Source organism: Bacteroides sp. 2_2_4, from assembly GCF_000157055.1.
Taxonomy (GTDB): domain Bacteria; phylum Bacteroidota; class Bacteroidia; order Bacteroidales; family Bacteroidaceae; genus Bacteroides; species Bacteroides ovatus.
Genome location: NZ_EQ973358.1, coordinates 37,807 through 59,663, shown reverse-complemented (window position 1 = coordinate 59,663; position 21,857 = coordinate 37,807). Strand labels below are relative to the sequence as shown.

12 protein-coding genes are annotated in these 21,857 nt (G+C 40.1%); 3 read left to right on the top strand and 9 right to left on the bottom strand.

The window, feature by feature from the left end:
• The 5 genes from BSCG_RS19180 to BSCG_RS19200 form a co-directional block, all read right to left on the bottom strand.
• On the bottom strand, positions 1 to 1,643 hold a 1,643-nt coding region (locus tag BSCG_RS19180; protein ID WP_032849449.1), incomplete at its 3' end, for a TonB-dependent receptor plug domain-containing protein.
• Positions 1,644 to 1,689: 46 nt separating this feature from the next.
• Positions 1,690 to 3,702, bottom strand: coding sequence for a RagB/SusD family nutrient uptake outer membrane protein (locus tag BSCG_RS19185; RefSeq protein ID WP_004301567.1), 2,013 nt, complete (start codon positions 3,700 to 3,702; stop codon positions 1,690 to 1,692).
• 21 nt (positions 3,703 to 3,723) lie between these two features.
• On the bottom strand, positions 3,724 to 6,903 hold the full coding sequence (locus BSCG_RS19190; RefSeq protein WP_004301566.1) for a SusC/RagA family TonB-linked outer membrane protein: 3,180 nt from the start codon (positions 6,901 to 6,903) through the stop codon (positions 3,724 to 3,726).
• Positions 6,904 to 6,962: 59 nt separating this feature from the next.
• Positions 6,963 to 8,588: a fimbrillin family protein gene (locus BSCG_RS19195; RefSeq protein WP_004301565.1), complete on the bottom strand. Its 1,626-nt coding sequence runs from the start codon at positions 8,586 to 8,588 to the stop codon at positions 6,963 to 6,965.
• Between the two features lie 45 nt (positions 8,589 to 8,633).
• Positions 8,634 to 9,647, bottom strand: coding sequence for a fimbrillin family protein (locus BSCG_RS19200; RefSeq protein ID WP_157452186.1), 1,014 nt, complete (start codon positions 9,645 to 9,647; stop codon positions 8,634 to 8,636).
• A 399-nt stretch (positions 9,648 to 10,046) separates the two neighbouring features.
• On the opposite strand from BSCG_RS19200, the gene BSCG_RS19205 reads away from it, so the two are divergent.
• The 3 genes from BSCG_RS19205 to BSCG_RS19215 all read left to right on the top strand — a co-directional run bounded on the left by BSCG_RS19205 (position 10,047) and on the right by BSCG_RS19215 (position 16,969).
• On the top strand, positions 10,047 to 11,225 hold the full coding sequence (locus BSCG_RS19205) for a tyrosine-type recombinase/integrase (RefSeq protein ID WP_004323749.1): 1,179 nt from the start codon (positions 10,047 to 10,049) through the stop codon (positions 11,223 to 11,225).
• A gap of 506 nt (positions 11,226 to 11,731) precedes the next feature.
• Entirely contained in the window at positions 11,732 to 14,863 is a 3,132-nt protein-coding gene (locus tag BSCG_RS19210) for a SusC/RagA family TonB-linked outer membrane protein (protein WP_008775419.1), read from the top strand.
• Between the two features lie 24 nt (positions 14,864 to 14,887).
• A complete protein-coding gene (locus tag BSCG_RS19215) occupies positions 14,888 to 16,969 on the top strand; it encodes a RagB/SusD family nutrient uptake outer membrane protein (RefSeq protein WP_004301560.1) in 2,082 nt (693 codons plus the stop codon).
• A 101-nt stretch (positions 16,970 to 17,070) separates the two neighbouring features.
• Here BSCG_RS19215 and BSCG_RS19220 read toward each other — a convergent pair whose 3' ends face one another.
• The 4 genes from BSCG_RS19220 to BSCG_RS19235 all read right to left on the bottom strand — a co-directional run bounded on the left by BSCG_RS19220 (position 17,071) and on the right by BSCG_RS19235 (position 21,830).
• Complete coding sequence (locus tag BSCG_RS19220) at positions 17,071 to 17,757, bottom strand: SGNH/GDSL hydrolase family protein (RefSeq protein WP_008650749.1); 687 nt, start codon at positions 17,755 to 17,757, stop codon at positions 17,071 to 17,073.
• 88 nt (positions 17,758 to 17,845) lie between these two features.
• Positions 17,846 to 19,231, bottom strand: a complete 1,386-nt coding sequence (locus BSCG_RS19225; protein WP_004301558.1) for a glycoside hydrolase family 28 protein — start codon at positions 19,229 to 19,231, stop codon at positions 17,846 to 17,848.
• 44 nt (positions 19,232 to 19,275) lie between these two features.
• On the bottom strand, positions 19,276 to 19,641 hold the full coding sequence (locus BSCG_RS19230; RefSeq protein WP_004301557.1) for a hypothetical protein: 366 nt from the start codon (positions 19,639 to 19,641) through the stop codon (positions 19,276 to 19,278).
• A 38-nt stretch (positions 19,642 to 19,679) separates the two neighbouring features.
• The gene (locus tag BSCG_RS19235; protein ID WP_008775418.1) at positions 19,680 to 21,830 is read right to left on the bottom strand and encodes a beta-galactosidase; all 2,151 of its coding nucleotides are present in this window, start codon (positions 21,828 to 21,830) and stop codon (positions 19,680 to 19,682) included.
• Between the last annotated feature and the right edge of the window lie 27 nt (positions 21,831 to 21,857).

Below are 21,857 nucleotides of genomic sequence, written 5' to 3'. Positions count from 1 at the left end.
GAATACACATCCCACTTCCGAAACGAGCGATTGTAATCGACACTACCTGCAAAGTTAAATTGGCGCGCCCAGTTGTCAATACCTGCACCCGAACCCATTTCACTGGATTCGCCACCTGAAATGGCAGTATAAAACGGACCGTTAGTTGTCCAGCTTGTTGCATAACCGGCATACGTATAAGTCTTGCTATGGTCTTCCAGAATATTGGAATAGTTGTCATAAGCTAAACGAAAGTTTGCTCCCAATCCTTTCAGCAAACCAGATAAATCTTGTGACAAGGTAAGGTCGGCAAACAAACTGCGAGAGTGTCCTTTAGAATAAGCAGCTCCCTGCGATTGTGCGACAGGATTCGATGTTCCCGCCCAAGTAGTACTTCCTCCCCAACTGTCATCTTCCGTACGAACCGGAAAAGCTGCAGAAGGAATCGAATAAATCATATCCCATAGGTTAACCGAAGCCCCCGGAATCCGAGATTCGGACAAGGTACCGAGAAGATTCAACTTCAATTTGGTAGTGGCGGTTAAATCAATATCCAGATTTGTACGCAAATTAGCACGTGAATACATATTCTGTGTAGAATATCCGTCATTTGCATTCGGGGTTTTGATAAACCCTTTGTCTGTTAATAAATTCGCCATAGTATAGTAGCGGAACTTTGCTCCTCCCCCACGGAATTCGATCGTATATTTATTAGAAACTCCTCTGTCTTTAAAGGTTTCATCAATCCAGTTCACATTAGGATAGAGATAAGGGTACATACGGGAAGCCCCTCCACTACCTACTCCATTACGGAAAGCATCGACTTCTTCCGGAGTATACCGAGCTCCCAAACCTTCATATCCACGCGCTTCATTCACTGCAGAAGCATACGTAGCTGCATCTACAAATTCCGGACGTCGAGACTGAGTGTTAATGATATGATCATACGTAAAAGTTATCTCTTTTGTTTTGTACTTACCACGCTTTGTAGTAATCAAGATCGCACCGTTCACCCCTTTGTATCCGTACAATGCCACAGCCGCGGCATCTTTCAGGATGGAAACGGATTCTACTTCTTCTGGGCTCACCAAGCTCATGTCTCGTTCCAAACCGTCAACCAGCACAAGCGGTGTACTACTTGACAAGCTCTGCAAACCACGTACATAAAAGGTAGGATCTGCCATTAACCCGGTACTGGCCGCATTCTGCAAAGTAGTAAGGCCCAATCCATATCCATATAAAGAATTGGATATATTCCGGGAAGACCGCTTATTAAACTCTTCGTTATAGGTGGTAGAAACAGCTGCTGTTGATTCATGACGACTGAATGTCCGGTTAGCTCCCACATCAATAGTCTGAGCTGCATATCCCATCACAATAGTCATCGGACCATCAGTCTTTGCCACAACTGTGGTAGAGCCTTTGTCGACAGAAACGACACTCAAACGTTGTCCTTTCTCGACCGCAATCTCGAATTTACCATCTTTATCAGTTTCAACCCGGGTCTCCACTGCGCCACCTTCCACATTAACGGACGCTCCATAGACTGGGTTTCCCGATTTATCAACAACAATACCTATAATGTTGTTGTCTGTATTCTGTGCTCTGACCGGAATGCTCAAACAAACCAGTAAAGCCAGTATCAGAATCTTATTTTTTCTCATATAAATCAATATTCAATATTGTTTTAATCTATTTCGCTGTCTCACATTACCAACCCGGATTCTGAATCAATCCATATCCTTTGTTAATTTCCGTTTGCGGGAATGGAGAAAGATACCATTTGGGATCAAATCCGTATGTCCACCACCGACGGACCGGCTTGGATAACTCAAACCTTTCATATTCAAAACGAGTAGGCTGCAATGCCCCCTTGTTCTTATCTCCTTCATTCCATTTAGCATTTCCCGTTATACGATTACCGGTATCATCCAAACGATAGGCGAGCAACCCGTGCAGGCGCTTCTCGAAACGATCGGCACGCTTGTAACGGACAAGATCAAAGTAACGGCTATCTTCAAGCCCCAATTCCCGAACACGCTCGCACAGCAATTCTTCCAATAAGGCTGCTTTGTCAGAAAGTAAATTCTTATCTGTAACACACTCCGCCAAATCTTTCTTCAATCCTACGCGGGCACGTACTATATTCATTTGGTCAATAGCACCCCGGTGATCATTCTTGGCTTGAAGCAAGGCCTCTGCATAAGTTAAATAAATGTCAGATAAACGAAGATATACCCAATGCGTATACTGACGTTGGTACTCTGTTCCCAAATAATATTTCATATTTTTATAACCAGTCGCATAGTTACCTGATTCAAGTGCAGCATTTTGTCCTTCATCGTATCCTCCGACCCACAATTCATAAGGTAAACCGGACATTGTTCCTGCACTCCAGTCTAACATCTTCGGCAATCCGTTTACCATGCAATGCTCATACAGACGAGGATCACGGGTTAATACGATTTCCGACAATAGTTGTTCTCCATTTTTGAATGTTCCGGTCAGGAACATTGCATCCAACTTACCTTCTGTTTCCGTCTTTTTCCAGTCAAACGGAGTACCGTCGGCCCATGGGAACATCTCCACATATTCCTGTGTAGGCGGATATTCGGTACGACAAAGTGACGGAACAGCCCAGGAATGCCACATATAAGAACTTGAGTTGAAAGCGTCCGACATATTCGTGCGGACAGAATGCAAGACCTCCTTGCTGTTCTGACGAATATATCCCATACGATATGCCTGCCGATACTGTTCCGGTGTTTCTTCCGAAGCCTTATTCAGGCTATATCCGCCTTGACTCTCCAGCTCTTTAAAGAATGCTTCACAAGCCTTCAAACAGTTATCCCAAAGTTCCGCATGGTAGCCGCCGTACCATACCAGATGCTGCTGTTCAGCCTCTGAGTTTCCTCCTGCATATCCGTTGACATCGTTAAACAACGGAGAAGCGGCAAATTGCCAGATTTTGCATTTCAATGCCATCGCACCGGCCTTTGTCCAGTGTCCGGCCTTGCTGGCAAGATCGGCATCAGCATAAGCCCACACCAATCCACCGGAATTGATAGCATCATCCAACATCTTTATCATGTAGTTAACAGTCTCCTCTACCGTAGCACGGGGGATTTCATAACCTGACTCCGTACCGGTGAATGAAGCATATAACAATGGAAGACCTCCATAATGACGGAACATATCAAAATAGCGTGCCGCAATCAGGCATTTAGCTTCTGCCACCAACTGAGTTTTTTCAGTGCTATCCATGCCCGGCACTCTATCTATATTTTCCATTAACAACCAGCACCAGCGCACTACTTCCCATACCATTTCCCGTGTATATGGGAAAATATTACCACGCGTGCCATAGTTGGCATTGAGAGAACCCAAATAATACTGCTGATATACAGTTGCGTCACTAAAATAAAGTGACCAGCAGTCTGTTAGCGCATCCTTCTTTCCTAAATAAGGACTGGAAGAATCAGGAATATTACCGTTACTGTCCGTATTATAAGGTAATCCGTAATACTGTCTACTGTAACAGGTATTCAAAAATTGGCGCGTATATTCCGCACTATTGAACACTGTGTCAATAGTAGCATTTCCGCCCGGTGCCTTATCCAAAAAAGAGTTTCCGAATTTAATTTCGTCCACACATGAAGTGGAAACCAAACAAACCGCCGCTCCCAACATCGCACCGATGAACCATTTATTTTGTAATTTCATTGTATCTTTCCTTTATCTATTTTAGAATCCTAATTTCAAGCTCAACGTATAAGTCTTGGACAATGGATAAGAAGGTGCATTAGTAGCTCTTGCCTCCGGATCACCCCACAAATAAGGTGTAATCGTCCACAAATTATATCCTGCAAAAGCCAACTGACATGTATTCAGTCCAAGTTTCTTCATTAATGGGAAGTGAAAATTGTATGCCACCTGAAGAGTTTTCAAACGCAAGTATTTGGCATCTTTCTCATATAAAGTGGAAGTAGCATAATTATTCTTTGCATTATCAATGGTAGCTCTCGGATACTCCGAAGATTGTGACGGATTTTCCGGTGTCCATGTATGATCCAGATGGTATGCCAACAATCCTCCCTGCTCGCTATTGGAAGATGAATAAAACGGTTGACGAAATACATCCGAAATCATACGACTTACATTCCAGGCCCCTGTCCATTGAGTACTTATTTCCAGATTCTTCCAACTGAATCCTAAATTAATACCTAGCATATATTCAGGATCGTCTGTAAAGCCATAGTCATAACTTGCATCATTTGCATCAATCTTACGGTCACCATTCAAGTCAACATATACTGCATCTCCATTTTGAAGAATACTCTCGTGAGTGGGGAACGGACGATTAAATGTCTGCTCATATAGCGCAGGTGTATCCTCATCATAGAAGCGCCAGAAAACATATTGACTACGCGAACCGATACGGTGTCCCTTCTGATATTGATATAAATTATTCTGCGGTGCTTCCTTCTTTTCAAGAATCTCATTCTGATTATAAGAAAGGTTAATACCCGCCCAATAACGGAAATTATCGCCAATCTTATCGTTCCATTTTAAAGAAAGTTCCCAGCCCCAACTGTCTACACTTCCTAAATTTGAATAGGGAGTAATGAACCCTAACATTCCCGGAGCTGTACCGTCACGCAAAAGGATGTCATTACGACGTTCTTTATAATATTCAAAGGTTGTTTTCAGACGGTCATCAAGGAAGTTAATATCAACACCATAGTTCCGTTTCAGAGCTTTTTCCCATGTCACAGCAGGGTTATTCTTAGCTACCTCACGCGCACCCAGACTAACAGTACCATTATCTGTTCCGAATCCATATCCCCAGGCGTTAGTTGCTCCTCCACTTGCCGTTACACGATTTGCCAAGTCACCTAAACCGACATTATATGGATCAGCCATATACATAAACCGCGATCCTCCAATATTATCGTTACCTACCAAACCGACACTGGCACGTAATTTCAAGAAGCTAACCACCGACTTCAAAGGACGGAAAAACTTCTCTTCACTCATCACCCAACCTATAGAACCAGCCGGGAAATAAGAAAAGCGCAAATCGGACGCAAAGTTTTCCGAACCGTTATAACCCACATTAAACTCTGCCATATAGCGGCTCTTCCAATCATAAGTGACACGTCCGACTAATCCGACATATCCATGAGGAATGTCCGAATATAATTTCGGATAATACTCTTTCTGTTGATTATACAAAACTAAGGCTGTCACCGTATGATCACCAAAAGTACGATTATAATTAAAGCTGGCTTCCATATACCAATTACGTGCTTTGCCTGTAGTATACGAATACTTCACATCTGTATTCTCTCCAAACTTACGATAAGCAATACTACCGTCATCCATCAATACAGGAGTGTATGTAGCAATAGACCCACCAGAACCGACTTTATTAACTGTAAACGAGCTGTTATAAGATCCCTTCACTTTAAAAGAAAGTCCTTTAGTCAAGAAGTCCATTTTTTGATCCAGAATCACATCCACATTCAGCGAATTGTTGCTGGTTTGGCTGAATCCATTTCCATAATATCCCATACCTGTACCTCCAGTAAATGGTAATTTCAGTCCGTCTGAATAAGTCTCATCGCTCGAATTTACTAATTTTCCGTCTATGATTCCCGGACTGGAGAAAGGAGTAGCATAATACATATTTTTAATCAATCCGGAAGATCCCTGACTCGTACGCGGTTGATCTGAATTATTCACATTACCACTAATATTGAATGACAAAGTAGTCGTTTTAGTGACATCCATATCCAAGTTTGTACGATAGTTAAACCGACGGTACTGATAGCTTAAATTATAAGGAAGATCAAACTCACTAAAAAGTCCTCCTTGCGTATAAGCACCTGCAGAGATGAAATAACGTACTTTATCTGTTCCTCCCGAGATGTTCAGATTATGCTGGCTCTGAAGCGTAGAGCTTTTCATAATATAGTCAGCCCATTGTATATTTGGGAAACGAATAGGATCGGAACCATCTGCAAATTTTTGAATCACGCCATCACTAAATAAGGCAGATTTGCCATCACCGGACATCATTTGATTATGAAAACGGGCATAGTCATAGGAACTTGCCTGTTCTACCATTTTTGTAGGCATCAATACAGAAGCAGAAGTAGTAAACGAAATTTTCGCCTTTCCTTCCTTTCCTCGTTTAGTTGTAATCAAAATGACCCCATTTGCTCCACGAATACCAAATACGGCTGTTGCCGAAGCATCTTTCAAGATAGAAATGGATTCAATTTCATTCGGGTCGATATCACTCATACTTTCACGATCCACACCGTCTACCTGAATTAACGGTGAAGAATTTTCCCAAGTAGCTTTACCACGAATAAAAATTTCAGCGGCATCCGCTCCCGGCTCACCGGAATATTGTACGGTAGTCAAACCTGTCATCTGCCCTCCTAATACATTGGAAACCGAACCTACAGATACACGGGTCAATTCTTCTCCCTTCACACTAGCGATAGCTCCTGTCATGGTCACTTTCTTCTGCGTACCATAAGCTACGATTTCCACCTCTTCAAGTGCTGTCACATCCTCTACCAGAATGACTTTCATGTCATTTTTCGCTACTACTTTTTTATCGGTATAACCTATAAAAGATACTTTCAATTTCGCACCGGGACGTACATTTATTCTAAATACACCGTCAATATCGGTAATTGTACCATTAGATGTTCCTTCCGCAAGTACACTTGCTCCAATTATCGGTTCGCCTTGGCTATCTACTACTGTTCCTTTTATAGTACTTTGCTGCTGTACAACTTCGATGGCTGCCGAAGCTGTTTGCAATCCCCATGCAGGTGCAAAAGTTGCTATAGTGAAAAACAGAGCGACAGGTAAGGTTGTCCCCTTTATAAAGTTTTTCTTATTCATATATGTATATGTTCATGATATAAGTATAATTTTAACGGACTTTATATACCGTCATTATTTTAGAATGCAAGCATCATACGGAAATAACCGGCACGCGAATCACGTTCACAAATTATATGATATCTTCCACCAGCCATACCGTGTGTCCATTGGTTGGCTGGAGAACGCTGTGTGCTACTCCAATAGTGTCCACTGTTAGTTCCTGACTCGACAGAGGTCATCTCATCACCATTTACATTCTTGAGACAACGGTTAATAACACTCAAATTCTTAGCGACTGTATCCCAACACATTATAGAGGGCAAATACCAAGGAGTCACATTTGCCGGAATAGCTTCCGCTTCACGATAAGCCTTGATATACGCATAAGCATGGTCGCAAGTAGAAGGACTACCCATACCTTCGTAACACATAGTAAGTAACTGTGTATTATTGTATCCCATTAGTGCTGGGAAAACCAATGAAGCATCATTCTTGTTAACATCCTTCTCTGTGTTACAACCTACAAACTTGTTTGCCCAATTCTCATCTGAAGTAAACCAGTCTGAATAATAACCGGACTTACTTGAATGGAACATTTTCAAAGCAACATCATTTTGTTCACTATCTTTTACCACAGAATTCTTAATAGATAGCACTATACCGTGCGTACATGCAGGGAAATCGCGACGCAAAGCATCAACTTCTGCTGAATAGAGTTCAGTATGTGTTACACTGGGTTGTGAATTTCCTACATAACATACAATACCAATCACATTCTCCGGCACCGTTTCCGCATCTACTGAAACTATTTTTCCATCTGCACAAAAATAGTCTCCTACCTGCAAAGTATGGTTGATTTTACTTTTATCTTCGATGGTATACATTTTCGCCGTTCCTCCTTCCAGCGTACCTTTAGCTTCATATTCCATCTCACTTACTCCAGAATAAGTACCCTTAATTGAGAATTCCTTCTTCGGATTAACCAAGAAACGGTATGTATCCGTACTTTCCTGATAATAAGGAGTTGCTTGAGTATTGTTCACTGTAAACGAACCGGCTGTTAATGGTAACAAATAATCATCTATACCGCCATTTGTAAAGCTATAGGTCAAATTAGGCATCTTCACTACCGCAAGAGCCATCCGATGTTGCATAGTAAAAGCGATCTGTCCTTTCAAACGATCCCCCTGAACACTACCCGTACTCGTCATCAAATCATATTGTGTATAATTTCCTTCATTTTGTTCACTGCCTATTTTCCAATTGTTGACGTATGTTTCAAAAGGATCCACCTTCGTCGGATCAAAAGTCACATTCGCATTATACGGATAGTATGCATAAAAAGTCATCCGCTGAAATTGTGAACCTTTGTATTCAATAGGATCCCCTCCATCAGTCAATTCCCAATAGCCATCTGTCAGTGTGAATTTCCGATTCTTGATATCCTCTACCACCGTTTCTCCTCTTACCGCAAATATACCGATAGCATCTCCGTTAGAAAATCGGGTAGTATATCCATTCTCTGTAGCACGTGTCTTACCACTTTCGTCCATAAATCCTTCATCAGACACACTAATCTGAAATCCCTGCAAAGAATCCGGTGTTTCTCCGGTGAGTTCTTCATTTTGCGAGCAAGACGCAACTATGGCTGCGCCAGCCAGAAAAAGCATTGATATATAATTATATATTTTCATAAATCTCATGTTTATATTTTTAGCATTTTTATCTATATTAGATTGGTAAACAGATCACTTCACAACAGGCTGTGGAGTTACGGTTTCTTCTGTAATATTCCAACTAGGATTAGTTATCTCTGTTCCAGTTTCAGCTATACTCGGGTCGGATGTTATAGGATCGTGGTTTTCATCCTCCCATCCTATTATTTGCGTTTGTTCTGTAATTGTCAACACATAATTATTGTCCTCGTATTTATTTGTCTTGATGATGTAATTATAAGAAAATCCTGATTTCAATTCTGTCAAGTTAGCAAACTCGGCTTCATAAAGATAACCGTTCATTCTAGCTTGGATAGTTACTTTGCCTTGCACCTTCTGTGGCAGTAAAATAGCTTGTACTGTATAATTATCCTGCTCTCCTATTTTATCCCAATAAATATCATCTTTATCCGTAACAGGGTCTTCACTGACTGTTGTCTCCCCTGTTTTAGGATTAAATGTACCATTATTCTTAAGCCCAATAAGATAACAAGTTATATCTGCCAAGTCCACACCTTCGCCAGCTTGAAACTCCAATCTAATACGACTCATCACATGATTGAATGCTAATGTCACGTTCGGGGTTTGTGATGTAGCCTTCCCTTTGGCAAAAAGAAAATCTATCTTCGCACGTTCTTCTGCTGTAGCTTGATTTTCACTAGCTGTAGTCACTTCTAATGCAGGTTGTTCTTCACCTGATGTACCAGAAAATGGAGCGTATGCCACTACATCATACTCTCCGGAACCTAATACCCAAATTTCTTCTGCATTTCCTCCTTTTGCTGCAAAAAGACCATTGCCCTTGTATTTGTAATGAATATTCACTTGTTCCGTACCACAAGTGATTCCTACCGAGTCTTCTGCCTCCCAGTTTGTTTCCGTAGCTCTTGTAACAAGATTGCTAGCCTCATGATTGTTTATTACTGCACTAAAAGAAACTTTCGCTCCCGTATCACCGGTAAACTGAATATCAGTTTCTTTAATATCGTTGCTACATCCTGCTAAAAGTAGTAAGGCAACAGCAGTTGTGACATAGTTTTTTTTCATACCATGTTTTTTAAAGTTAAACATATTTTTGTTGATTAGTAAAATCGTCGTAAAGTAAAAAAGACAATGGCTGCATTCTTTTCCAACCAGCAATTGAAATAAATGAAGCCTTTTTTTTGTTGTTTTCCATATTCATTAGTTATATCTGTTAAGTTAAACAAAAGTTAGATTCTCTTTTTAAACATAACTTTTCACACTCTACCTGTGAAAAAGTGTTGCAAACATAACGACTTAATCAAGATATAGCAATGCAGAATCGTACAAATGCATGGAAAATACCGTCTTTTGCACGATATTCCATGCTGTGGGAGCGATTTTCGATTAGTCCCTAATGACTATGAACCTTTTTGTTTCTATTTTATTGTATGGAAAATAGTAATTTATAAACCTAAAAATGATATGGCGAATTTTTCAATTGTAGTTGTTCCAACTAAAAAATTATCAAATGGCAGACATCGAATAAGGATAGCCGTAGCACATCATTCTCAAACCAGATATATATCTACCCAATTTACTTTGGATTCTGCCAGTCAACTAAAAAATGGTCGAGTAGTAAGGCATGAGAATGCAGCGAATATGAATGCTTGTCTTCGGAAACTAATCAATGAGTATGAAGAAATTATTACATCGATCAGCTATTTACCAGCAATTTCATGTACCGAGCTTATACGTATAATTACTTATGAACAAAAGAAAAAAGGTATAACCTTTCAAGCTGTTGCAAAAGAATACATGAATTTCATGAAAGGAGAAGAGCGGGAGAAATCTTATAAACTTTATAAGATAGCTTCCGAAAGATTAGTCAAATATATGAAAGGGGATTTTCCTTTAATTCAATTGACACCTATACATATCCAAGAATTTGCCAAAGTTCTTCACGAGGAGAATCTGGCAGATACAACTATCAGAATATATCTGACTTTGATAAAGGTGATATTAAATTATGCCGGTAAGATGAATTATGTATCTTACTCCATTCATCCTTTTGTCCTCTTTAAGATGCCGGCAAGTAATGTGCGGGAACTTGATTTGTCAATAGATGAACTGAAGAGAATACGTGATGTCCGGCTTTTAAAGCCTTCTTTATCCATGGTGAGAGATATTTTTATGCTTACCTATTATTTAGGCGGTATCAACCTGAGAGATTTATTAGTATATGATTTTAAAAATAAGAACGATATGCGTTATGTGCGTCACAAAACACGTAATAGCAAGAAGGGAGAAAATGAAATTGTATTTACTTTGCAGCCTGAAGCAAAAGTGCTCATAGATAAATATATGTCGAGAAATGGGCATTTGCAGTTTGGTAAATATTCATCTTATAAACAAATATATAGTTTAGTCTTCCGACATATAAATAAGGTAACAGAACTTTCGGGGGTAAAGAAAAAGGTTACTTACTATTCCGCCCGAAAGACATTTGCACAACACGGATATGATTTAGGCATTCAAATTGAAAAAATAGAATACTGTATCGGACACAGTATGAAAAATAACCGTCCTATCTTTAATTATATTAAGATTATGCAAGAACATGCCGATAAGGTGTTCCGTGCCGTACTTGACCAATTGCTATAGTAGTATAGATAGTTTTTCACTGCTATTTTTAGTTCCTTCTTTTGCTAATCGATTTCATTCCGATCGCTATCCTTTTTTCGTTCCACTATAGTTATCCGCAAAGTACACTATAGTTACCCTTGCGGATAACTATAGTCAAACGCAAAGATAACTATAGTGGAACGAAGAAAGATTCGCATACCGGATAACTCATAATAGGTAAAAAAGATATTAATGGTACTAATTGTTCAAATCTTATCCTCAATTGATTGCTAGCTGTATGTAGTCGTTTGATGCGCAGGTAGTTATGTTTAAAAAGAGAATCTAACTTTTGTTTAACTCTATAATAAATACGCTATGTAAATATATTAATATCATACAATATATTATACTACTAAACCTCTATAAAGTACTACGTTACAGGAATATCCATATAAAAAGAAACAAAGAGTCTTCATTAGAGGATAAAAAGATAAATCAACAATAAAGGATCTATAAACCAATATTTATAACTTAATAATTAAAGTATGAAAAGCAACCAAAAAGGTAATCACCTGTATGCCTATAAGGATACTATCCGACGGCTATTTCTTCTCACTTTGTTCTCCTTTTTAATAGTAGAATCTTATGCCCAGAATAAGACAATTTCGGGCACAGTTACAGATTTTACCGGAGAACCGGTTATTGGTGCCAGTGTGTTGGTTAATGGTACTACTAATGGTACAATTACTGATTTAAATGGCAAGTTTTCTCTTTCCAATGTACCAACCAAAGGTACAATCACTATCACTTATATAGGATATAAAAAACAAGAAGTATCCGTAGCAGGAAATACCAACTTTAAAATTACTCTTCAAGAAGATACCGAGACCTTAGACGAAGTAGTAGTTGTAGGCTATGGAGTACAGAAAAAAAGTGACGTAACCGGTGCTATGGCTCGCGTAGGTGAAAAAGAACTGAAAGCAATGCCTGTAAGAAATGCACTAGAAGGGATGCAAGGTAAAACAGCCGGTGTAGATATTACATCCAGTCAGCGTCCCGGAGAGGTGGGCAACATTAATATTCGTGGACAACGCTCTATTAATGCGGAACAGGGTCCACTGTATGTGGTAGACGGTATGGTAATTCAAAATGGAGGCATTGAAAATATCAATCCTTCCGACATTGAAGCTATTGACATTTTAAAAGATGCTTCAGCCACAGCTATTTATGGTTCACGTGGTGCCAACGGTGTGATTCTTGTAACTACCAAAAAAGGAAAAGAAGGTAAAGTGACCCTAAACTATTCCGGTACTGTCACTTTTGAAACGCTACACGATGTTACAGAAATGATGTCTGCCGCCGAATGGTTGGATTATGCCCGCTTAGCCAAATACAATGCAGGTTCTTATGCTTCTGCCACTCCAACTTATGAAGCCGATAAAGCTGCATTTGGTAGCGTAACTGCTTCATGGAAAAACATCGAAAAAGCATGGGTAAATGGAGTCTACGATCCATCTTTAGTAGGATCATATGACTGGGCTTCGCACGGTAAACAGACGGGGATCACTCACGAACATACCTTAAGTGCATCCGGAGGGTCTGACAAATTCCAAGGCTATGCCTCATTCGGTTATTTGGATCAGAAAGGTACACAACCAGGGCAAGCATATGAACGTTATACGTTAAAAACCTCATTTGATGTGACTCCTGCCAATTGGTTCAAAATGGGATCTTCAATTAATGCATCTTATTCCACTCAAGACTATGGATATAGTTTCTCCAAGTCTGTAACCGGTTCGGGTGATTTCTATAGCGCATTAAGAAGTATGATTCCGTGGACAGTACCTTATGACGAAAACGGTGAATATGTCCGTTATCCGAGTGGGGATGTAAATATCATCAACCCTATTCGTGAATTAGACTACAACACCAACCAACGCCGCACTTTCCGTGCTTCTGCCAGTTTGTATTCGCAAATTGATTTCGGTAAAATCTGGAAACCACTGGAAGGCTTATCTTATCGTCTTCAGTTTGGTCCTGAATTCCAATTCTACACTTTAGGAGTCGCTAATGCAGCAGATGGTATTAATGGAGATGGTAACAATGGCGCACAATACAAGAACGAACAAAAACGTGCATGGACATTGGATAATCTGATCTATTATAACAAAGCCCTGGGTCAACATAATTTAGGCATGACATTGATGCAATCCGCTTCTGCCTACCATTACGAGATGGGAGATATGAGAGCTACTAATGTAGCCTCATCAGATGAGCTCTGGTATAATATAGGATCTGCCGGTACACTAAACTCTTTTGGCACAGGTCTGACCGAGACTCAAATGGCATCTTATATGATTCGTCTAAACTATGGTTATAAAGATAAGTACTTATTGACAGCATCTATGCGTTGGGACGGCGCCTCTCAATTAGCCGAAGGGCACAAATGGGCAAGTTTCCCTTCTGCTGCTATCGCATGGAGAATGGATCAGGAAGGTTTCCTGAAAGACATCAGTTGGCTGAATCAGTTGAAACTTCGTATAGGTATGGGTGTTACAGGTAATGCGGCAATCAAAGCATATGCAACTAAAGGCGCTATCACAGGCTTATACTATAACTGGGGACAGAATGAGTCATCTTTGGGCTATGTACCTTCAGATCCTTCACAGAAGGAACCCGCCAAAATGGCTAATCCAACTCTAGGCTGGGAAAGAACTACACAATACAATGTCGGTGTTGACTACGGTTTCTTTAATAACCGACTTACTGGTAGTATCGATGCATACAAAACGAAAACTGATGATTTGTTACTGGAAATGTCAATTCCTTCACTAACGGGCTATGTTTCTACTTATGCCAATGTAGGTAAAACATCCGGATATGGCATTGACCTACAAGTAAATGCAATACCTATACAAACAAAAGATTTTTCGTGGAGCACTACTTTAACATGGTCAATGGATAGAAACAGAATCGACGAATTGTCTAATGGTAGAACAGAAGATGTGAACAATAAATGGTTTGTCGGTGAGGAAATCGGTGTTTATTACGACTGGGTATATGATGGCATCTGGAAAACAGAAGAAGCCGAAGAAGCTGCCAAATACGGACGTAAACCGGGACAAATCAAAGTGAAAGATTTAAATAATGATGATACAATAGATGCCAATGACGATAAAAAAATTGTAGGTCACACACGTCCACGCTGGACAGGTGGATGGAGTAACACTTTCAGCTATAAGAATTTTGAGCTATCCTTCTTTATTTTATCACGTTGGGGATTTACTGTTCCACAGGGAGCTGTTACTCTTGACGGTCGCTATATGCAGCGTAAAATAGACTATTGGGTAGCCGGTACAAATGAGAATGCAAAATACTATTCACCCGGTTCCAACGGTGAAGGAGCCGATGCCTTTAACAGCGCAATGAACTATCAGGATGGCTCATACATCAAAGTTCGTAATATCTCATTGGGTTATAACTTTACCCCACAACAATTAAAGAACTTGGGTATCAATAATTTGAAGCTATATGTTCAAGCCATGAACCCATTCAATATCTATAAAGCATGTGACTTTTTGGATACAGACTTGGTAAATTATGACAATAATACCAAAACATTTGGTTCACCTACCACTTTGAAGAGTTTTGTAATAGGTGTCAACATCGGATTCTAATAAACAAATTAAAGTAAAGACATTATGAAATTAAATAGAATATTATTTGCTGCTTTAATAGCCAGCATAACAGGAAGCTCGATCACTTCGTGCAGTGAATCTTTCCTTGATGAGAATTTAACAACTCAATATAGTACCGACCGCTTTAAGACACAAGAAGGTCTTGATGAATTAGTGACTGGAGCCTATCAGAAACTGAAATTCAAATTCAACTATATATGGGGGATTCAGTGCTACAACATGGGAGTAGATGAATTTACTGATGCTAATAATGTTATTCCAGCATGGAATCACTATAGTCAAGATTTAAATTCATCTGAAAATGCCGCTAACCAACCTATCTGGGACAATTACTACGGACTGGTTGAACCCGCAAACATATTGATCCAAAACATACCTCAATATTATAACCAAAGTTCACCCACATATAACACACGCTTGGGAGAAGCACACTTTCTAAGAGCCTATGCTTATTTCGAATTAGTGAAGCAATTTGGTGGTGTGCCGTTGAAATTAGTTCCGTCTACAAGCGCGGAAACATATTTTACACGGAATTCTGCTGAAGAAATATACACACAGGTTATATCTGATTTTGGAGAAGCCTACAGACTACTTCCGGATAAAGGTGAATCAATCGGACGAATTAACAAATATGCTGCTGCCCATTTCCTTGCAAAAGCACATTTATTCCGTGCCTCCGAATTGTACAGCGATTGGAATAGTAATTATATAGCATCCGACCTCGATGCTGTTATTCAATATGGTTCGGAAGTTGTAGACGCACATCCGTTGTGTAATGATTATGTAGAACTTTGGGACTATGAACAGCCGAACGGAGCCAATGAAAAAGTAAGTGAAGTGATTCTGGCAGCTCAATTCTCTAATGATGAATCAACATGGGGACGTTATGGAAACCAGATGCATCTTTATTATCCGGCCGTATACCAAGGTAATGATATAGGTGGATGTAAACGTGACATCTCCGGAGGACGTGAATTCTCATACGTAAGTGCTACAGAGTATACCATGCAGGTATTTGACCGTGTCAATGACTCTCGTTTCTGGAAATCATTCATCACCTGTTATGGAGCCAACGAAACCAAAAGTGCTCCCACCTGGACAGCAGAAGATATGCCATACGCTCCGGCAGGTGTAAAAGAAGGTGACAAACGTTTCAGTGGAGGTGAACTCGGTATGAAATACATCGTGAATGACCCGGGAGACAATCGCTATGAGAAATATCCCAACGCTCCGGCATATACTGTTTTGAAAGATGGAAAAATGTGTAACACGTATACATATGTACGCTATTTCAAAGGACAGGAACACAGCTGGAATATAAATGAGAAAACAGGTAATTATTACGATATCATACCTCACAAGCGTTCAGTAGCTTTATCTAAATTCCGTGATGGTTATCGTGTTTCCATCGCATCTCAATTCGGTACTCGCGATGCTATCATCGCCCGTTCGGCAGATGATGTACTAATGGTTGCCGAAGCATATATTCGTAAAGGTGAAGCCAATTATGACAAAGCTGTCGAATGGATGAACAAACTACGTGAACGTGCCGGTTATAAAACTGGTGAAGACCGTAGTAAGAACGTAGATGGTGGACAAGCTTATAAGAATAATCCTTATTGTTCCGGGAAAGGAGGCGGTCACTCCTCCGAAGGTGCTATTTACTGGGAAGAAAACACCTATTATGAGTCAAACAATATCGAACAGGAGACTACTGCTTCTACCAAAACTACGATGAAATTAAATAGTGTGGCAGACGTTTATAACTCTACAGTCGACACTCCTATCTACAACGAACTGGGATGTACATCCAATGCTGACAAAATGATGTGCTTCCTATTAAATGAACGTACCCGTGAGCTTTGTGGCGAATTGCAACGCTGGGAAGATCTGGCACGTACCAAGACGTTAGACGCCCGCTGGCATAAATTCAACGACGGTGCCAGCAGAGGTCTTGGCGAATTCAAATCGGAGAAACATTACTATCGTCCGATCCCCCAAGCCTTCTTGGACGGTATCACCAATTCAAATGGTTCTGCACTAAGCAATGAAGAAAAGAAAGCAATGCAGAATCCGGGATATTAAGATAAACAACTAAACTTATTGCCACTTGGCACTCTTTGAAATAGTATTCCTAATCAAAGAGTAGCAAGTGGCAATATTATTTCTTATATTTCCGTTGTTTTTCACTTCGTCTTCCTCATAAACATCTTAATCTGTTCACTAATCTGCTCCATCCCCTTTATCGAAGGATGACCGCTCTTTTTGTCAATATCATGCAGTTCAATACAATCAATGTTATAGTGATTGCAGATAGCTCTGACTGATTCATTAAACTCTTCCTTTAAACCAGAGTTCAGCAGAAAGTAGATTTCAACATTAGGATAACGATCAATCATGTGGTCAAGCAGATATGCCATAGCCGGACGGAATGTATATAAATCTTCCTTGGTCCACCCTTCATACTTGTAATCCCCAAGCGGTGAGCCGGCCCAACAATCATTCGTTGCACCGAAAATAAAGATGATATCTGGACATCCCAGCTTATCCATACGGGTAATAAAAGAACGATCCGAATAATCAGCCTGATTATAACCGGTATTACAAATCGTTGCACCGGAAAAGGAGTTGTTGACACAAAGGCGGCAGTTATTCTCTTTGATGAATTTATGCCACCAGGTCTGCTTTACGGAAGTTACATCCGTTTGCTGTCGCGGAGAAACATAATACCAAATGCTATTGGTATCGGGTTGCAGGTATCCTTCAAATGTTGAATACGAATCGCCTAAAATAGATATAGATTTCAGGCTTTGAGCAAAGCTGATACTGCTATATAGAGTGATTAGCAGTAATAAATAAAAGGATTTCTTCATCTTAGCATAAAATTTTCAATTTTGCTGCTAAGATACTACATTATACTAAAATTATAGCATGAAACTTTCTACTACTTTCAGGAAAGGGTCATTTCCCTTTCCTATCATAAGTCACATTCTTTTCCACTACATTCTCTACATTATTCACTTTCTTCACGAACTCCTTTACCTCTCCTACTTTTACATCCCTAATCATTACATTCTTAGCCGGAAGTTTGGAGTTACCTTTCAGTTCGTAAATAGCATCTGCCGATTCACAAGTCACCTTATCCATATAAATACCATCAATACGAGTAATTCGTTCTTCATAAGTAGGTACCAGATCTTTCCATTGGTATAACACTTCGGTATCTATTTCGAGTACACGTTGAGCCGTTCCTGCCTTTACATTCTTCATATAAACATTCTCTATAAATCCACCTCTGCGATGATTGGTTTTCACAAAGAAAAGGCGCATCACAGAATTCGGAGCAGTACAGTCATGCATATAAATATTCCGTATTCCTCCCGATATTTCGCTTCCGATACCAAGTAAAGTATGTCCTTTTAGAATCTGACAATTACGGATAACGATGTTTTCACAAGGAGTATTCAACCGCCAAGCATCCTGATTACGTCCGGCTTTAATCACTACTGCATCATCCCCCTGATCGAAAGAGCAATCTTCCACTAAAAAGTTACGGCTCATTTCAAAATCAATACCGTCATTATTATGTCCGTGTGCTTTTACATCGAGATTACGCACTAATCCCCCGTCACACATATAGAGATGAATGGTCCAAAACGGACTTTCACGAATCTTAAACCCATCCAATAAAACATTCTTGCAACGATTGAAATGAATCAAATGCGGACGAAGATGGTTCTCCCCTATTGCCATCTGACGTTCGATCACAGGGATATTAGTCGAAGCTTTTGTATACAACTCCTTCAATGCTTCCAAATGAGGCTGAGGACGTTTGAACCATACTTTCCAGGTATCCATCTTCGGCTGAAGAGTCCCTTTACCTGTAATCGCCACGTTCTCACATTCAAAAGCATAGAGTAATGGCGAATAATTATAACATTCCAAGCCTTCCCATGAAGTCATCACTGCCGGAAGATAATCAGAAGGATTATCCGTAAAATTCAAAACAGCATTCTCCTCCAAATAAAGATTCACATTACTTTTAAAATGAATGGGACCGGTCAGCCATGTACCTGCCGGAACAACAACACGTCCGCCACCGGATTGATTACACGCTTCAATAGCACTAGTAATTGCTTTTGTATTATCTACTCTTCCTCCATTGACGGCACCGAAGTCTGTAATTATAAAGTCCTTATCAGGATAGATAAACACTTTAATAGGTTGCATCGGAAAAGGAGCGGTTACTTTAAGCACTTCATAGTTGCCATTTTTCGAAGTAAAAGAAGCGGCTAACAAATAAAAACAAGTACAAGTTATTAAACTTAGAAAATATCTTTTAATCATATCATTACTCTATTATCCAACATACCAAGATAAAACATTCTTAGCTATTTCACACTCTGAAAATCGGGAATTCGTTTCACATTAGCGCCTTTCATTACTCCCTTCTTTATTGCTTCATTTGTGGCAGTAATTTCTTGTTTTACTTTCTTATAATAATCTTTTGTTAACCCATTGGCTATGGCATCTGACTCTGTTGCCGCCCAGAAATATTGATAATCTGTCAATATCAGATCCGGTGCCACTTTTGCAAAAAAGACAGAATCTCCTTCAAATTTTTCACGTAAATCTCCTAAATAAATAGTATCCGCCGGATTTATTTTCTTATCATTTTGAGATTTATTACTCGAATTACCAACACAAGAAGCAATTAATATTCCTCCAATCAAAAAACAATAGTTCAACAGTCTCATAATAAATAATTTAATTGTAACATAATTCTTTTCAACACTTATTTCACTGAAAACACAAATACACCCGCTGTAGGAATCTCTGTAGTCCCGATCAATGCTTTGGCTCCCTTCGATAAGTTGAAGGTATAAGGCTGATCTGAATAGTTTAATACAATTCCCAACCCATTCCGGTATTCCATTGTCACGCCATAAGGCAAATCCATTACCGGGATATTCAGCTGTACATATAGCTTTTTCAATATATCTTTTTCCAATGCTCCATTGTGGCTGTCCACTCCTACATAGGTAATCGTACCTTTCCCCAGTTTGCGGAAAGTCACAGCCGGACTTCCTTCATAGAATTCGTTTTTATAAGTAGCCCATACTTGAGCATCTGCCGGAGGATTCAGAATCTCTCCCCATGTATTCCAAATATACTCTTTTCCGTCCATAACAACAGTACCGGGATTTTCGGGAAGCAGCAAATCATAAAAGTTCATTTCATTTCCGGTCAGCGGAGTAATCATAGAACCAAAGGGAGCTTCCGGAAGACGACCATAACGGTCTTTCTGTGCCGTACGACAAGTCAGAATGAGGTTTCCGCCGTTCTTTACATAAGTGATCCATTTGTCTACCAGTTCTTTATCAGCTAATTGATAAGTCGGTGCAATAACGACCGGATAATCGGACAAGTTCTTTGCTTCGGAAATAAAATCGACAGGAGCTCCGAATGATTTTAGGGTACGATAGTACTTTTCGATGTGTGCAAAAGTATCCCATGTCCGGTTCTGTTTCTGTCGCTCAATGCTCCAGGAGTTTTCATGGTTAAAAAGAATAGCTGTACGACGGGCAAGGTAATCGGCAGGTTTGGTTTCACGGGAAGAGCTATGTTTACGAAGTTCACGAATCTCCTTTATAAATGTCTCATATTCTCTTCCACCGGGAGTTATAGTCACTCCGTCCGTGCCGACAATTCCGTAATGATATTGTTCCGTGCCGTAAAGAGGCTGGCGATAACGATAGGTGCAGATAAAATCACTTCCACCGGCAAACACACTCCACATCCACAGACGAACTGCGCCCGGAAGAGGTTGGGGATTGATACTGCCCCAGTTCACCTGTCCCGGCTGTAATTCCATCACACCATAAGTTCCCTGTATCGGACGGAAAAAGTCATTTGCCCAAGCTATCCGCAACGGATTACCTACCCGGTAGCCTCGACGACCAATCCCCTCATTATCACCATATACCATATAACGGGTATAACTTTGAAAATCAAGCGAGGGGCTACCACCGATGTGACCTTCATCATAATTCGGTATATAATTCGTAGTCACCCATTGGTTCTTTGCATATTTCTTTATCAACAGACATTGTTCGTTCAGGAAATCATTGGTTTGTGATGCAGCAAAACGGCGGTAATCCAAAATTTGATGATGATTCATAAACATCTGTACGCGCTTGGGAAGCGTTATTTCATCAAAGGACGAATAAGCCTCACTCCAGAAAGCAGTGCCCCATGCATTATTTAAAAGTTGAATGTCATTATTGTATTTGGCACGGAGAAAATCACGGAAAGCAAGCTCCGCTTTCAGATTATAATCAAACTGTACAGCAGGTTCGTTGTCGAGTTGCCATCCGATAATATGGGAGTCATTGCCATAATGTTGCGCCAGTTTTTCAATCATCTTGTATGATAATTCCCTGTAAAGAGGCGAAGCAAATGAAGCATGCTGGCGAGCACCGTGGTCAAGTATCGTTCCATCCTCATTCTTCAATAGAATTTCTGGATATTTCCGGCTCATCCATACAGGAGGAGTGGCAGTAGAAGTACACATGATAACTTTCAAATCATACTTGGCTGCCAAAGCTACAGCCCTGTCCAGCCATGCAAAATCATAGCGTCCCTCTTCCGGTTCCAGTTGCGCCCAGGCAAACTCGGCAAAATGGGTAAATTCAAATCCCAATTCATGCATTTTCTTGAAGTCACGTTCCCACTGGCTCTCATCCCAGTGTTCGGGATAATAATAGACACCCGTCAAAGTCAGGTCTTTATCATCAAACCAGGGAGAAGTTTCAATTACAGTCTTTTGAGCTTGCTTCTGTTGAGTTCCGGTTGCCAGTCTCTCTGCTGCCTGTATTCCGGTAGAAACGGTTAATAGACCGGCACAGAAAATAGCCAGAATTTTACTTTTTACCATATACTTCATAAATTCGATTGATTATTAGCGTTATAA

Coding starts and splice junctions, on each gene's coding strand:
- BSCG_RS19225 (WP_004301558.1), bottom strand. CDS start 19,231: ATGATTAAAAGATATTTTCTAAGTTTAATAACTTGTACTTGTTTTTAT.
- BSCG_RS19190 (WP_004301566.1), bottom strand. CDS start 6,903: ATGAATAAGAAAAACTTTATAAAGGGGACAACCTTACCTGTCGCTCTG.
- BSCG_RS19195 (WP_004301565.1), bottom strand. CDS start 8,588: ATGAGATTTATGAAAATATATAATTATATATCAATGCTTTTTCTGGCT.
- BSCG_RS19185 (WP_004301567.1), bottom strand. CDS start 3,702: ATGAAATTACAAAATAAATGGTTCATCGGTGCGATGTTGGGAGCGGCG.
- BSCG_RS19210 (WP_008775419.1), top strand. CDS start 11,732: ATGAAAAGCAACCAAAAAGGTAATCACCTGTATGCCTATAAGGATACT.
- BSCG_RS19215 (WP_004301560.1), top strand. CDS start 14,888: ATGAAATTAAATAGAATATTATTTGCTGCTTTAATAGCCAGCATAACA.
- BSCG_RS19220 (WP_008650749.1), bottom strand. CDS start 17,757: ATGAAGAAATCCTTTTATTTATTACTGCTAATCACTCTATATAGCAGT.
- BSCG_RS19230 (WP_004301557.1), bottom strand. CDS start 19,641: ATGAGACTGTTGAACTATTGTTTTTTGATTGGAGGAATATTAATTGCT.
- BSCG_RS19235 (WP_008775418.1), bottom strand. CDS start 21,830: ATGAAGTATATGGTAAAAAGTAAAATTCTGGCTATTTTCTGTGCCGGT.
- BSCG_RS19205 (WP_004323749.1), top strand. CDS start 10,047: ATGGCGAATTTTTCAATTGTAGTTGTTCCAACTAAAAAATTATCAAAT.
- BSCG_RS19200 (WP_157452186.1), bottom strand. CDS start 9,647: ATGAAAAAAAACTATGTCACAACTGCTGTTGCCTTACTACTTTTAGCA.